Origin of the sequence: Lysinibacillus sp. NPDC093197, from assembly GCF_044754025.1 — a bacterium.
Taxonomy (GTDB): domain Bacteria; phylum Bacillota; class Bacilli; order Bacillales_A; family Planococcaceae; genus Lysinibacillus.
The window spans coordinates 395,079-409,994 of the sequence record NZ_JBIVOH010000002.1 but is presented as its reverse complement, the minus strand read 5'-3'; the positions used below and the strand labels follow the sequence as shown (position 1 = coordinate 409,994).

Genomic DNA, 14,916 nt, shown 5'->3' with positions numbered 1-14,916 from the left:
TTTTAGCATTTTTTATAGTGCCTCTTGACCTTCCAGTTACTTGAAGGAATACGATAATATTATCATCCGATTGGAGTATAGGAGGTATGGAAATGGAAAAATACGAAGATTTAGTAGTAAGCGTAGTTTCGATAATGGGAGATGCTTATGACGTGGGTTTTCAACAAAGTAAGGAAATACAATCATCAGCTCATTTAATACAAGATGAACTGTTTCTTGCCTTATCAGCTACTTGTAATGCTCAAAAGGCTCAAGAGGCATTACAGAATATTTCGCCGAATCTTTTACAAGAGATAAAAGGGTTAGCTTCTGGTTTAGAACAGTCATATGAATCCGTTATAAAAATGTATAGTGGTTATAATATGACATTTCCAGATATGGGATGTACGTCGTTTGTGCATAATGGGCATTATGTGAGAAATTACGATTTTAGCCCTACTTTATATGATGCAAGATTTGTTTTTTCTAATCCGTCAGAAGGGTATGCAAGTGTTGGATTTAGCCAGCAAATCATTGGTAGGCTAGATGGAATGAATGAAAAAGGATTAGTTGTAGGACTTCATTTCGTTAATAATGAATGGGAAGGAGATGGCTTTCTTGCGTCAACAATTGTTCGAATATTACTGGATAATTGTAAAAATATTGAAGAAGCCATTTTACAATTAAAAAAAATCCCACATCGTTATTGCTACAACTACTCGATGATTGATCGAAGTGGAAAAGTGGTCGTGGTAGAGGCTACACCAACGGAGCAAATTGTTTTTGAACAACACTCATTTATGTGTACTAATCATTTTGAATCACAAGAATTGAAAGAGAAAAATAAAGCATCTATTGATAATTCAATACAACGCAAGCGCTATATAAATCATTTTGTTGCAAACGCATGTACGACTGCTATGTCTGCTTTTCAATATTTTAATGATGGAGATTCACCACTATTTTTTAAGCAATATAAAGAATACTTTGGTACATTGCACACAGTGCTATACTCACCAAATCAATTAGAAGTCATTGTGGGAATAGGGGAGAATAGTGAGCCACTTACGTTTTCCCTGCATCAATTTTTAAGGGGTGACCTTATTCTTCCGACAACCATAAAAGGAAAAATACTTCAGGCTATCTAATTCGTCATGCATAGTTTATAATTTAATAGATACTAGGGGGAATGGCATAACTTTTGTTGGGCTGTTCTCCTTTCCTTTTGTTGCTATTTCGCTTTTCGAAAGAAAATGAATTTATTTTATATAGTATAACAATTTGAAATTTTTATAAAAGATAAAATTGGATATAAGTTATATTTCAAAGGGATTTTTTTAAAACAAACATGAAAAAATGAAAATTACTATAGTATAATATTATTGCAGTTATCATAAATATTAAATGTTACAGTAGTAAATACACATAATTAAATATTTAATACAATAGATGAGGAAGTACCAGTTTGTATGAAAAAACGTAAAATTAAACTAATATTAGTATTAGCGACAGTATTATTGTCATTGTTCACAAGTTTAAATGTTGTCACTTCTTATGTGAAGATGAAAAAAACGGTGGAAGAGTCAATCGCTAACCAAAGTCTGGAAGCGGCTATATCCATTGCATCATCACTTGATGTCAAACAGTATCAGCAATTTTTAAATAATCCTGTGGAAAGTGAAGATTATTGGGAATTAAGAAGCTATTTAAATGATGCAAGAGAAAAACTGGGTGCCTTATTTGTGTATACATTAGAAATTGATAATCCTCAAGTATCAAAAGCGTTGATTGCTGGTGTACCTAATAGCTACACAGAAGGGTTTGAAATAGGACAAATTTGTACTGTGCCTGAGAAGCAAATCAAACTAGCTTATCGAGGGTTAACTTATGTTACGAATGTAATTGAGGATCCAGACCATGGCGATTATCTTTCTGTAGGAGCACCTATTAAGAATGAAAATGGACAAATTATTGGCTACCTTGGTATTGATATTGGTGCTGACAAAGTTAATGGCATTAAAGGAAAAGTTCTAGAAAATAATTTACTCATGTTTATTTATAATGGACTATTTATTTTAATCGTTATTGCTTCTTTCTTCTTTTTACAGAGATGGTATCAAAAAGAAGTGACGAAAGAAGTGGGGGTAACTGAAGATACATATCAAGCTGAAATTAAAGCGTTAATTACTTCTGTATCTTCATTAAGACATGATTTCACCAATCATATACAAGTGTTGCATGGGCTACTGCAACTAGGGGAGCAAGAACAAGCAAAACAATATTTATCTTCATTATCTAAAGATGTGCAGGCAATTAAATCACTAAAATTAAATATAAATCACCCTGGGCTTTCAATCTTGTTGCAAACGAAAAAACTTGCAGCCCAAAACCATAATATTGAGATGGATATATCTGTTTCACAGGATGCTTTTATTAATATTAAAACAACAGATTTAATTAAGTTATTATCAAATTTAATTGATAACGCTATTGATGCCACAACTGAATTGCCGGAGAGCGAACGTAAAATGACAATTTGTTGTCATGCGGATGAAACAAAGTACGTCTTTGAAATTATTAATACAGGACCGACAATATCTGAGCCGGAGCAAATATTTAAACAAGGGTTTACAACAAAAAAACCTGAATTCGGTAAAATAAGAGGGCAAGGATTATTTATCGTAAAAGAGGTTGTCAAAAAATATAATGGAAATATCTCTATTCAAACGACAGCCGAATTAGAAACGACAGCGACTGTAATCATTCCTCTAAAGTGAAATAGTGCAGTGCGATAAGTGCATGTATGTATTGCCATAACATTATAGGCTAAATCCAATTTGTTAGATTTAGCGACTCGATTTGTGTTTACAGGATTTAAAATCGTGATAAGGTTTCTATAAAAATAAGCAGACAGCTCCCTATATTATGTAGGGAGCTTTTGGTTTTGGAGTAAATTCACGTGTGTTGCGCATCATTTTATGTACAAAGTAAGTCATATATTAACAGTAAATCTTTAAGGTAGGTTAGGGGGCAAAGAAAGATTTGGAACAGTCAATTCTTGATTTACTGCGAGCTGGTGGCTTCATTTTATATGTTAGACATGGGGAGGCAACAGTTGGAAAGGATCAGCCATATTTTAATTTTCAATATTGCTATACACAACGTAATTTGTCTGACTACGGTCGAAGAGAGGCCGCTTACTATGGACAAATGCTTCGTTATTGGCAAATCCCGATTAATTCACCTATTATTGCAAGCCCGTTGTGTAGAACAATTGAGACAGCGCAGCTAGCATTCCCCACAATGTATATTCAAATCGACCCTTTTTGGTTTGAAATTAATAAACTAGGAGGGGACATATCAGCTATAGAACAACAGCATATTTTGAAAAATGTTCAATCTCAATTAGAAAAGACACCTCCCTTTGGGACAAATCAAGTAATTATAGCGCATAGTTTTCCAAATGGAATAGGGTTAGGTAAAATTCCTAATATGGGAACGGTCATTGTAAAGCCTAAAGGTGAAGGTAACGGTTATGAAATTATAAAACAGCTACCATTAACTGATTTAGCGACTTTAGGGAATCCTCTTTATAAATAGGTAGTGAAAGTTCAATGTATTCAACCTAATAAGCTTTTATTTCTAACCCTCTTATGAGTGTTCCGATTTTTTGAAAAGATGTTTTTACATGCTTATAATTTATTGTAAAATAGAGAATCTATGAATAGGTGGTTAATAATATGAAACGAGAGGGAATTGTTAAATGGTATAAAGAGGAAAAGGGCTATGGCCGTATTATGCTGAATGGTGAGGATAAAAATCACGTTTTTGTCCATTTTAGCTCAGTTTTATCGAATAATGAAAAATTTCCGGATGGCTATAGATTTCTTAAACAAGGTCAAAAAGTGTCCTTTGATTTAATTGAGCAGCCACATTCTACTGATCAAAAGCAAGTTGCGGAAAATGTTGAAATCCTATCAGACTAAATAGGAAGAAGTGTAATCAATTGTGCTATCTAATAGCTCAATTTTACGCTTAGTATATACACAAATTCTTTGATGTCTATAACACATGATGAAGTCTATCGTTACACAAATAATTATTACTGAGTAGACAATGTGAAGATTTCCCATGGGAATGATGGCGGACCGAGCTATCATTCGCGAAATAAGTAGGATGTTACAATCGTAGAATGCTACACAATAAGTGCTTAAAGAAGGTTATTTTAGATGGTCGTTATACTATTCGAATTTCTAACAATTTGCCTGAAAAAGTAATGAAAGCGACAGAGCAAAAAGCAATTGAGAAAAAAATGATGGAATTAGCTACTATTTCAATGAAATAAAATTAGTAAAACAAGCTGTTGCATTTTTGCTATAGATTTTGTTTCTGTATTATATTGCGTTAACTAAATTATATAGGCTTGAAAAATTCGCTTAAAAACATTATTTCTGAAATTAAAAGGGTAGGTCACTTAATATCTTGGTGAGCTACCTTTTCGCAATTATAAGCACATCTGGTAACAAAAAAGATGATAAATTGATTTAAGTAGAATTTATTGGGTAATATACATGTGCAATAGAAACTGCTCCTATTTTCTGAAAAATAAAATATTCTAATAATTTCAATTGTTGTATGGTAAAATTTATTTGGTACAGATGGTGTTATATAACAACATGAAGATAAATCAAATAGTTTTAATGTACAAAAAATCGCTTATAAAAAAGGAGGGAAAATATTAAATCGAAGCTTTAACTCTTGATAGATTTGATGAAAGCGTATACAGTAGCTAAGGAGGAAGGTGACTGAAAACCTTTTGATTTGTAAAACATAGGCTAGTTAGCAAAACTATAGAAGTCATAGCATTTTGCTATTTTGCTATGAATTAATTAAACGTAATTGTTTTGGTTAAAATTATGTGCCTTTGCGTACTATACATACTTTAGCGTATGAAACTTTCTGTCGAAAAAGTGAAAATTAGTTTAAAGGTACCTTGTGAATGTTAGTGAATCATGTAAAATAGAGTCGATTGCGGGCTATTAGACTAAAAGTTCTAGGGCTTTTTAAATAAGCGAAGTTTATGAAGTGTCCATTATTTTAAATAAGCGATGGATAAATTATTTTAGTAGTAGCATACTAAAATTTATTCAGTTGATTTTATTTTAAACGCAATGCTTTTAGCAGAGTTGGTATATGTAATGGAAAACCACTGTAATACCCTGGCAATGGGGGCAAGGTCTTGGTTTTAGTATAGACAAATGACTTTATGGACTGACTTCGCATTTTTTACTACTTTTTGATTAGTTTATTACTATAATATTGTAGTAGATATTTTATTCTTTAATTAGTTGTGATAGACTATTGTAAGTTTATAGTTGATACAGAAAAGGTGTGTAACTAGTTTACACCGACATCATTTCTGCAAATCTTAAAATATAAGGATGGTAAAAATGAGTAACAGAGTAACTAAATCAGACGTCATCTTAATTGGTGCCGGAATTATGAGTGCGACTTTGGGGACGATGCTCAAAGAATTAGCACCGGACTGGAATATTACTGTGTTTGAAAAACTTTCAAACGCCGGTGAGGAAAGCTCTAATGAATGGAATAATGCAGGAACAGGGCACGCAGCACTGTGCGAGCTTAACTACACTTCTGAAAAACCAGACGGTACTATCGATATTAGCAAAGCAATTAATGTTAATGAACAGTTCCAGGTTTCGATGCAGTTTTGGTCTTATCTTGTAAAAAACAAGCTTATCCAAAATCCGCAAGACTTTATTATGCCATTACCACATATGAGTATGGTAAGAGGCGAAAAAAATGTTGAGTATTTGAAAAAACGTTATGAAACAATGTCAAATAATCCTCTTTTCAAAGGTATGGAATTTTCTGATGACCCAGAAAAACTAATGGAATGGATTCCTCTTATTATGCAAGACCGTCCAGCAAATGAGGCCATTGCTGCAACAAAAATTGACACTGGTACAGACGTAAACTTCGGTGCTCTAACACGTATTTTATTTGACCACCTAAAACAAAAAGATGTAGATATCAACTACAACCATAGTGTCGAAAGTATTAAACGTACGAAAGACGGTTTATGGGAATTAAAAGTGCATGACAAAGATGGTTGTAAAATGGAGTACCATACAGCAAAATTCGTCTTCCTTGGTGCTGGCGGAGGAAGCTTAGAGTTACTACAAAAAACAGGCATTCCTGAAGGAAAACACATTGGTGGATTCCCTATCAGTGGATTATTTATGGTATGTAAAAATCAAGAAATTGTTGAACAACACCATGCTAAAGTATACGGTAAAGCTGCGGTTGGTGCGCCACCAATGTCTGTTCCACATTTAGACACTCGCTTTATCGATAACAAAAAATCATTATTATTTGGACCATTCGCTGGTTTCTCACCAAAGTTCTTGAAAACAGGTTCAAACATGGATTTATTTGCTTCTGTAAAACCGCATAATATTACTACTTTATTAGCGGCAGGAGTTAAAGAAATGTCATTAACAAAATACCTGATCCAACAACTTCTATTATCAAAAGATCAACGTATGGAAGAGTTACGTGAGTTTATCCCAACTGCTAAGAGTGAGGATTGGGATATTGTAGTTGCTGGTCAACGTGTACAAGTTATTAAAGATACTGAAGCAGGCGGTAAAGGAACACTGCAATTTGGTACTGAAGTAGTAAGTGCTGCTGACGGTTCAATCGCTGCATTATTAGGTGCATCACCAGGTGCTTCTACTGCCGTTCACGTTATGCTAGAAGTTATCAAAAAATGCTTCCCACAACAAGCAAACGAGTGGGAGCCAAAATTAAAAGAAATGATCCCTTCATACGGTATCTCATTACTACAAAACCCTGAGCTTCTTGAGGAAGTCCATGCTTCAACAGCGCAGGCACTTCGTCTAAACAAAAACTAATCATTAAAAAATATGAACCTTTGATCCATTTTGGATTGAAGGTTCTTTTTTCGTTGGAAAGGTCTAGCATTGTGACCTAAAATGGGGTTAGCACACCCTTGGTTTTCGTTTTATATAGCAAGAGACTCACATTAAAGGCAAAAAAAGTAGTTAGAATGAAAAGTATAAATGAACTAGCTATAGTTGTAAACAAAATAATTATCCAGTATACTTTTTTGGAAGGAAAGTATGAAAAGATTGTGAAAAGGGATGAATAAAAATGACATTTGAAGAAGTATTACCGCGTTTAAAAGCAGGCGAGAAAGTAATCCGTGAAGGATGGGGCGGTGCTGAATTATATGTGAAGCTTGTTGGACAAAGCGAGCATGACGGAGTAAATTTAAATCCCTATTTTTTAATCAATGTACGTGGTGAGGGCTATACGATGTTCACACCAACTGTCTGTGATTTATTAGCGGAAGATTGGAAAATCGTAAACTAAATGGCCGTGATTTAAGATGAAAATAGTATGCTAGGTGTTACTTAGTATGCTATTTTTTTGATGTCAAAGTAACCTTCTAATAGAACAAAGGGTAATCATAGCAACTGGATTTTTTACTATTAGTAGATTGCTTTTTATAGAGGAGAGATGTTATGAAGTTTGAAGAGTATATTGGCAAGACAGTTTTTATAACGGGTGCTGCCTCAGGTATTGGGCAGGCTCAAGCCGTTGCATTTTTAGAAAATGGGGCCAATGTTTTCGGTTTCGATATAGATGAGCAGGGGTTATTGAATTTACAAAAGCAATACCCAGAAAGCTTTGGTTTTATGGTAGGTAGTGTAGATCGGAAAAGTGATGTAGAGCAATCATTTGAAAAAGTACTGGTGATGTTTAAGAAAGTGGATATTTTACTAAATACTGCTGGCGTATTAGATGGTTTTGCAAAAACGCTTGATACTGATGAGGCACTTTGGGACAAAATTATGAATACGAATGTAAAGGGCACTTTTTTTGTCACGAATACGATATTACCCCATATGTTAAAACGCAAAGCTGGTACCATTGTTAATATGGCGTCTATTGCAGGGCTTATTGCAGGTGGTGGTGGTGCGGCATATACCGCATCTAAACATGCAATTGTAGGCTATACGAAACAATTAGATTTAGACTATTGCCGTGAGGGGATACGTGCCAATGCCATTGCGCCAGGTGCTATTCAAACTCCGATGACCAAAGCTGATTTTGAAGGCGATGGTGCAATGGCAAAATGGGTTGCCGACGAAACACCTGCAGGTCGTTGGGCACAACCAAGTGAAGTTGCGAATTTAACGCTTTTTTTGGCAAGTCATTCAGCTGATTATATGCACGGAGCTGTTATCCCGATTGATGGTGGATGGATAGCGAAATAGTGTTGTTCAATGTATCATTCTTCTGCTATAATACGCAAGTAAGCAAAAAACAGCTTACACTACGGCACTTCAGTAAGGGCATCACGCTCTCTTCCTTTGGTCGTAGTTAGTACTAAAATAGCAGATTGCTATTTTACAAAGGAGAATGCAAATTGAATACATCTATTGTTAAAGATTCATCGCGAACTTCTGTAAGGGAACTTACAAAGGTAGCACTGGTCGCAGCCTTGTATGTGGCTGTAACTGTAGTATTGTCAGTTATTAGTTTTGGAGCTGTCCAATTACGTCTATCAGAGATGTTCAACTATTTGGCACTGTACAATAAACGGTATGTTGTAGCAGTAACACTAGGCGTAGTATTAGCGAATTTTATGTCACCGACTTGGATTCTCGATGTCCCTATCGGTGGTATAGCAACATTTCTAGTATTAATTCTTTGTCGATCAGTAACGAAAAATATTAAGAGTGATAGTCGGAAAATGGTCATTACAGCATTGATTTTTGCACTATCGATGTTTACCGTTGCAGGCCAGTTAACCATTCTATATGATTTGCCGTTTTGGGCGACTTGGTTTACGGTTGGCGTCGGAGAGTTATTATCAATGACTGTCGGTGGAGTGACGATTCACTTATTAAATAAAAAAATAGATTTATCAAAATAAAAAAACACAGTCGCGAAAGCGACTGTGTTTTTTTCGTAATGCGATAGTAATCGCCGATAGAAGCTTGCGAATCGCCGATAGAAATGTTGTAATCGCCGATAGAAGCTCACGAATCGCCGGTAAAACGATGCAATCCGCCGATAGATTACGATAAAGAATTATTTAAATATAGGTGTTTTTTTCAATAAAACACAAACTGGTATGGCTACAATCATCCCGAGAATATTTTGAACTAAATCTCCAGGAATAGATGCCAATGGTGCAATCCAGTTAGCATATAAAATAGCTTCACCAACGTAATAAACAGCTATCATAAATGGAACAGAAATAATCATTGCGAAAAGATTGAAGGGAATGCTGTTTCCTTTACGTCCGTTCGACCAAGCGATTTTTCCTACGATATAGCCTTGTAAGCCACGAGCAACAAATGTAATAGGTGCCCACAACATCCAACCGGAAACGACGTCGAATAAACCCATGCCAATTGCACCTGCAATGGCTCCTTTTTTAGAACCAAAAAGAATAGATGCTGTAAAAAGCATGCCTGTTCCAAGATGTACTAATCCACCATTAGCTTTAATCGGTAGTTTAATATTTAATGTGAGCGTTGCCACGAAGACAAGTGCAATTAACATTGCCGATAGAATAAGATCAAAAGTTCTTGAATGTGAATAGCTTATTGTTTTTTGCATAGTTGAAAACCTTCCTTATTTTGCTTTATAGATATCAAAGCATAGTTGCGCAAAACCTTACTTTGTAAAACAATGTTGCATGCTAGGATAACCTTAGCAAAGGCTTGGCCTATTTAAAAGTATCAATTTTGCAAAAAAAATAGTGGTCAGTTTTTATGGAAATTCAAATAATAATTGTTGACATGGAGTAAACTCCATCTTTTAAAGTGAGAAAGGACAAAAAGAATGGAGTGATCCAATGATTATTATTACGTATGGATTAATCGGGGCATATGCACTATTATCAGAACTTGCAAGTTTGCTGCAGTGGAAAGAGAAAGGATAGCAACTGAGATCATTACTCTTTGTCATATTATCCACTAGTATTCTCTTAACAATATGGATGCCGTACAAAGAGTGAATACTTAAATTACTAATTATGGAATTTATTGCGCTTCATTTAGTAGCTACTATAGAAGGATTGTTAACAAATTAGATAAAAATTCTCTTCGTTTTGTGGTGAGATTAGAACACAATCTAACAAAACTCTAACATAATTTCCTCCTTCTTAAGCCAAACTAATTGAAATGCTTTAGGAGGGTAACGTACATGCAAACTTATAATGCAGGGGATATTGTTTATATTTTTTATCGCAATCCGCATATTCAAGATGTAGCGAATATACAGGAGGCGGCAGTCGTAAATAATCCAGAAAATCCAAATGAATTAGCGCTCTTTCTATATGAAACGTACTATCCGTTAACAAATGACTTTGTTATTTTTAGAAGTGAAATGGATGCTGAGCAAGCGTATAATCAGTATTTTCATTAGGAGGTAGAGGATGAGAAAACCATTTACACCTCAGCTAGTCTATTTTGAGCCTAATGCGCTCGATTATCCACTAGGACAGGAATTGAAAGAGAAATTTGAGAAGCTGGGTGTGGAAATCCGTTATACGACATCTCATAATCAGGTGCGGAATCTCCCAGGTGATAACGATTTGCAAAAGTATCGTATAGCAAAGTCAACGCTTGTCGTTGGTATTCGAAAAACGTTGAAATTTGATACATCTAAACCGTCAGCAGAATATGCCATTCCGTTTGCAACTGGATGTATGGGGCATTGTCATTATTGTTATTTGCAAACAACGATGGGCAGCAAGCCGTATATTCGTACGTATGTGAATGTCGATGAAATTCTTGAGGCTGCAGATCACTATATGGCAGAAAGAGCTCCTGAAATAACCCGATTTGAAGCATCTTGTACTTCAGATATTGTAGGAATTGATCATTTAACACATACGTTAAAGAAAGCTATTGAGCATTTTGGACAAAGTGAACATGGGTTGTTGCGATTCGTAACAAAATTCCATTATGTCGATCATTTATTAGATGCCAAACATAATGGTAGGACGAGGTTTCGTTTTAGTGTTAATGCGGATTATGTCATAAAAAACTTTGAGCCCGGTACATCACCTTTAGACTTGCGCATTGAAGCGGCTGGTAAAGTGGCGAGGGCGGGATATCCACTTGGCTTTATTGTCGCACCGATTTATCTTCATGAAGGTTGGGAGGAAGGGTATTATCATATGTTTGAGCGTCTTGATGCTGAATTACCACAAGATGTACGGGATGATATTACCTTTGAATTTATTCAGCACCGCTTTACAAAGCCAGCGAAAAGAGTCATTGAAAAAAATTATCCAATGACGAAATTAGAATTGGATGAAACAGCTAGAAGGTACAAGTGGGGCAAATATGGGATTGGCAAATATATTTATCAAAAAGAGGAAGAGGAAGACATTAAAGAACATCTTTACGGTTACATGAAGAAATTTTTCCCCAATGCTAAATTAGAATATTTTACGTAAAGACATACTGTAGCAGTAATTTAATACTATGAGTTTGCCTAATCTCGACACACCATTGTTTATGGTGTGTTTTTTAAGTAAATGTTGCTTCGTATAATCTTAATGTTGATGGTAACGCTAACAGTGATAGCAAAGAAAAGGGGGAGAAAACACCATGTATTCATTTCAACCAAGTTGTTGGTCAGAACATGGAGAGCTTACGGCTGTAATGCTTTGTGCACCTTCCAGTTTAGATGTGCCGGATTTAAAAACAGCAGAAAATGTGCAATGGAGCGCACCTGTTTTACATGCACGAGCAATGGACAATTTTATGGAGCTGAAGGGCACTTTACAGCATGCAGGCGTGCAAGTAATTGATTACTCAACGGAACTATTAGCAGAAGAGCAGCAGCTAAGCGAACAACTTCTAAATCGTTATTTTGTGCGTGATCTTGCATGTGTATTTGGCAAACAAATGCTGCCAGGTGAAGCAGGTAGTTCAATTAGACGTCCTGAATATGGACATGCCCATGCATTGCTTGAAAAATGGTTTCCTCAAAACTTTAAAGCATCTATGGAAACTGGCGATGTATTGGAGTTTGGGGATGTGATGGTGTTGAATAAGGATGCAGTGCTGATCAATATTGGCGTACGGACAACTAGACAGGGTGTGGAACGTGCGAAGCAAAAAATATTTGAAGCAGGATTTTCTGAAATTGGCATTATCGACTTGCCTCGGAGCTCAGACACACTCCACTTAGATATGAATTGTAATGTTGCGAACGAAGATGTTGTAATAGCGAAAAGCTTTATGCGATATTTTCCTATATATGTTTTGACTGCAAGTACAACTCGCTTTGATATGACGGAACAATTTTTTAATCGACATGGTTTCGATGTCTATTGGCTAGAAAAATATAATACGATCCCTGATATCAATTTTTTAAATTTAAATCCTGAGACATTGTTAGTAAGTAAAAAAGCAACAAAACAGCAATTTAAAAACCATCCAAAATTACAAAAGAAAAATATAGTAGAAATTGAAGTGACCGAACTTGAAAAAGGCGGTGGTGGTATACGCTGTATGACGTTACCATTGGTGCGGAAATTGTAAGAGGGGTGATCGAAATGGAGTCAAAAACAAGCAAAGGTCAAATGTCTTGGTGGCAGTTGTCTCTATTAGGTGTAGGTTGTACATTAGGGACAGGTTTTTTTCTAGGTACAAGCATGGCAATTGCCAAAAGCGGGCCTGCTGTTTTAATTCCATTTTTATTAGCAGCCATTGGAACGTATCTTGTCTATGATGCACTTGTGAAAATGTCTGTTGCCAATCCAGATAAAGGATCTTTTCGTACTTATGCTAAACAAGCATTTGGCAATTGGGCTGGCTTTAGTAATGGATGGGTATATTTGATTTCGGAAATATTGATAATGGGTAGTCAATTAATGGCATTGGGGATTTTTATCCAGTTTTGGTTTCCTGCCTTACCGCTATGGATGACCGCTTCTGGTTTCGGAGTACTCGGTTTGCTCATTATACTTACTGGAATGAAAGGCTTTGAAAAGTTTCAAAATATATTCGGGGCGATGAAGGCAGCTGCTGTCGTGATGTTCATCATAGTTGCTGTCGTCCTTTTAATAAAGGGGATAAATAGTGAGCCAAAGCAAATAAATGCTTTTGTTACTAACTTTCAAGGTTTTTTTGCTGAAGGTGTAAAGGGCATTTGGCTTGGACTACTATATGCTTTTTTTGCTTTTGGTGGCATAGAAGTGATGGGGCTTCTAGTAATTGACTTAAAAGATCCCAAGCAAGCACCGAAAGCTGGAAAAGTGATGATTATCATACTGACAACCATTTACGTAAGTGCTCTCGTATGTGCGCTTGTATTAGTGGGGTGGGAAACATTTACAATAAATGAAAGCCCGTTCATTACCGCCCTTACAGATTTTCACATACCATATGTAGCAGATATAATAACAGGCATTTTAATTATTGCCGGATTTTCCACGATGGTTGCTTCCTTGTACGCAGTGGTAACGATTTTAACGGCTTTAGCAGAAGATCATGATGCGCCATCGATATTAGCGAAAAAAGGGAAAATGAAAGTGCCATTACCTGCATTTCTTTTTCTAACAGTTGGTTTAACCGTCACCATTGTGATAGGCTTTCTTATTCCAGAAAAAATTTTTGAATATTTAATAACAGCAGCTGGGTTAATGTTAATTTATAATTGGCTTTTTATATTAGTGACGTATGCAAAGCTCATGACATTAACAAAGTGGCAACATGTAAAAAATGTTGTTGGGATGCTGTTAATAGCGGTAACCGTTTCGGGTACATTAGGTGACAAAACAAGCAGACTCGGTTTTTACATAAGCCTGCTTTTCATAGTCATCATTGCTGTTGCGACATTTATTGTTATGAAAAAGCGGAGCAACAATAGCTCCGCTTAATTATTTCTCTCTTTTGGAAAGGTTAATTGAAGATTTCCCCTTAAAAATGGACATGTTGAGGGACTATGCCCCTCATCGTCGCTTAAAAAATATTGTTTCCATTCATAATTGTCCTTTTGCCCATACCATTTTAAGTCTGGATGACCTGGAATTGCGTCATACAAATCGATGCGTTTTCTTATTAGCCTTTTTAATTTTTGGCCAAGCACAGTTGTATCATTAATGTCTTCAAACACCCAGCGTGGTTGAAAGGCCATAAGCAATGTTGAAAAATGGCGACTTTTTCGAAGTTGGTGGGCAGGTGTTGCACAAAATACAAAGTAAGGCTCCCCATCAAAACAAAATTCCCATGTATGAACAGAAGGGTCGGAGGGAATTTCTCTAGGCCATTCTTTTTCATCAAATGCAGTAACGTTGTTTAGCAATGTCCAAAATAGGGCTCTATAATCCTCTACCTCATAATTTTCAAGCATATCCTTTGGCGTTTCGAAAAAAATAGCATGTGAAGTATATTTTCCAGCAGATCGTGCGCAGTATCCATATTCTTTTAAGCAAGTTGCTAACGCTTTCGCTGATTGTAGCTCTCGGGGGTCTCCGATAAAGCTGAAGCGTAGTTGATTCGATAAAAAACCTGTTCTAGCAGGAATACAGGGGAACGTATTTGCTTCATCTGCAATCATTAAAGAAAAGTCTTTAAAGGCATCCTGTTGCCATAAAGGAAGGGATGGTAAATGTTGATCAAGCCAATTTTTTTCAAATACTACTCCCACATAAGTCACCTCCTTTATACATCATTAGACTATTAAAGGAGGGGCTAATCGGTGACGAATTATAAGGGATTATTTCTAACTAGTCTCCTTAGCACGGTATTTTGCCATTTACATAAATGTGATAAATCCAAGCAAACTCTTTCCTGTACATGCAGAATACGATAAGACGTTGTGAAACAATGAACTTTAGTGCATGGGCAGGTG

15 protein-coding genes are annotated in these 14,916 nt (G+C 35.8%); 13 read left to right on the top strand and 2 right to left on the bottom strand.

Annotation, left to right across the window (positions count from 1 at the left end; genetic code table 11):
• Positions 1 to 92: 92 nt before the first annotated feature.
• From ACIP9G_RS07910 to ACIP9G_RS07870, 9 genes are all read left to right on the top strand, one after another.
• The gene (locus ACIP9G_RS07910) at positions 93 to 1,127 is read left to right on the top strand and encodes a C45 family autoproteolytic acyltransferase/hydrolase (protein ID WP_401018662.1); all 1,035 of its coding nucleotides are present in this window, start codon (positions 93 to 95) and stop codon (positions 1,125 to 1,127) included.
• A gap of 321 nt (positions 1,128 to 1,448) precedes the next feature.
• The gene (locus tag ACIP9G_RS07905; RefSeq protein ID WP_340825116.1) at positions 1,449 to 2,756 is read left to right on the top strand and encodes a Spo0B domain-containing protein; all 1,308 of its coding nucleotides are present in this window, start codon (positions 1,449 to 1,451) and stop codon (positions 2,754 to 2,756) included.
• Positions 2,757 to 3,021: 265 nt separating this feature from the next.
• Positions 3,022 to 3,579, top strand: coding sequence for a histidine phosphatase family protein (locus ACIP9G_RS07900; protein ID WP_340825114.1), 558 nt, complete (start codon positions 3,022 to 3,024; stop codon positions 3,577 to 3,579).
• A gap of 140 nt (positions 3,580 to 3,719) precedes the next feature.
• Positions 3,720 to 3,965, top strand: a complete 246-nt coding sequence (locus tag ACIP9G_RS07895; protein ID WP_401018661.1) for a cold-shock protein — start codon at positions 3,720 to 3,722, stop codon at positions 3,963 to 3,965.
• Positions 3,966 to 4,171: 206 nt separating this feature from the next.
• Positions 4,172 to 4,324: a hypothetical protein gene (locus ACIP9G_RS07890; RefSeq protein ID WP_340825111.1), complete on the top strand. Its 153-nt coding sequence runs from the start codon at positions 4,172 to 4,174 to the stop codon at positions 4,322 to 4,324.
• Between the two features lie 1,105 nt (positions 4,325 to 5,429).
• On the top strand, positions 5,430 to 6,917 hold the full coding sequence (locus tag ACIP9G_RS07885) for a malate:quinone oxidoreductase (protein WP_401018658.1): 1,488 nt from the start codon (positions 5,430 to 5,432) through the stop codon (positions 6,915 to 6,917).
• 259 nt (positions 6,918 to 7,176) lie between these two features.
• Positions 7,177 to 7,398, top strand: a complete 222-nt coding sequence (locus ACIP9G_RS07880; RefSeq protein WP_340825109.1) for a DUF2829 domain-containing protein — start codon at positions 7,177 to 7,179, stop codon at positions 7,396 to 7,398.
• A gap of 152 nt (positions 7,399 to 7,550) precedes the next feature.
• Positions 7,551 to 8,306, top strand: a complete 756-nt coding sequence (locus ACIP9G_RS07875) for a 3-oxoacyl-ACP reductase (protein WP_401018656.1) — start codon at positions 7,551 to 7,553, stop codon at positions 8,304 to 8,306.
• Between the two features lie 152 nt (positions 8,307 to 8,458).
• Entirely contained in the window at positions 8,459 to 8,968 is a 510-nt protein-coding gene (locus ACIP9G_RS07870) for a QueT transporter family protein (protein WP_340825106.1), read from the top strand.
• Between the two features lie 158 nt (positions 8,969 to 9,126).
• Here the strand turns inward: ACIP9G_RS07870 and ACIP9G_RS07865 are convergent, their stop codons facing one another.
• Positions 9,127 to 9,660 (bottom strand): ECF transporter S component, encoded by a 534-nt coding sequence (locus ACIP9G_RS07865; protein ID WP_340825105.1) that lies wholly within the window; start codon positions 9,658 to 9,660, stop codon positions 9,127 to 9,129.
• 588 nt (positions 9,661 to 10,248) lie between these two features.
• Between ACIP9G_RS07865 and ACIP9G_RS07860 the strand changes: the two genes are divergently transcribed.
• The 4 genes from ACIP9G_RS07860 (at position 10,249) to ACIP9G_RS07845 (ending at position 13,942) form a co-directional block, all read left to right on the top strand.
• Complete coding sequence (locus ACIP9G_RS07860) at positions 10,249 to 10,470, top strand: transcriptional regulator SplA domain-containing protein (protein ID WP_340825104.1); 222 nt, start codon at positions 10,249 to 10,251, stop codon at positions 10,468 to 10,470.
• 10 nt (positions 10,471 to 10,480) lie between these two features.
• On the top strand, positions 10,481 to 11,509 hold the full coding sequence (gene splB, locus ACIP9G_RS07855; RefSeq protein WP_340825103.1) for a spore photoproduct lyase: 1,029 nt from the start codon (positions 10,481 to 10,483) through the stop codon (positions 11,507 to 11,509).
• Between the two features lie 154 nt (positions 11,510 to 11,663).
• Positions 11,664 to 12,602: an arginine deiminase family protein gene (locus tag ACIP9G_RS07850; protein WP_401018654.1), complete on the top strand. Its 939-nt coding sequence runs from the start codon at positions 11,664 to 11,666 to the stop codon at positions 12,600 to 12,602.
• 14 nt (positions 12,603 to 12,616) lie between these two features.
• Positions 12,617 to 13,942, top strand: coding sequence for an amino acid permease (locus ACIP9G_RS07845; RefSeq protein WP_401018652.1), 1,326 nt, complete (start codon positions 12,617 to 12,619; stop codon positions 13,940 to 13,942).
• Here ACIP9G_RS07845 and ACIP9G_RS07840 read toward each other — a convergent pair.
• The gene (locus ACIP9G_RS07840; protein ID WP_401018651.1) at positions 13,939 to 14,712 is read right to left on the bottom strand and encodes a YqcI/YcgG family protein; all 774 of its coding nucleotides are present in this window, start codon (positions 14,710 to 14,712) and stop codon (positions 13,939 to 13,941) included. The two genes, ACIP9G_RS07845 and ACIP9G_RS07840, sit on opposite strands and share 4 nt — an antisense overlap.
• Positions 14,713 to 14,916: the final 204 nt, after the last annotated feature.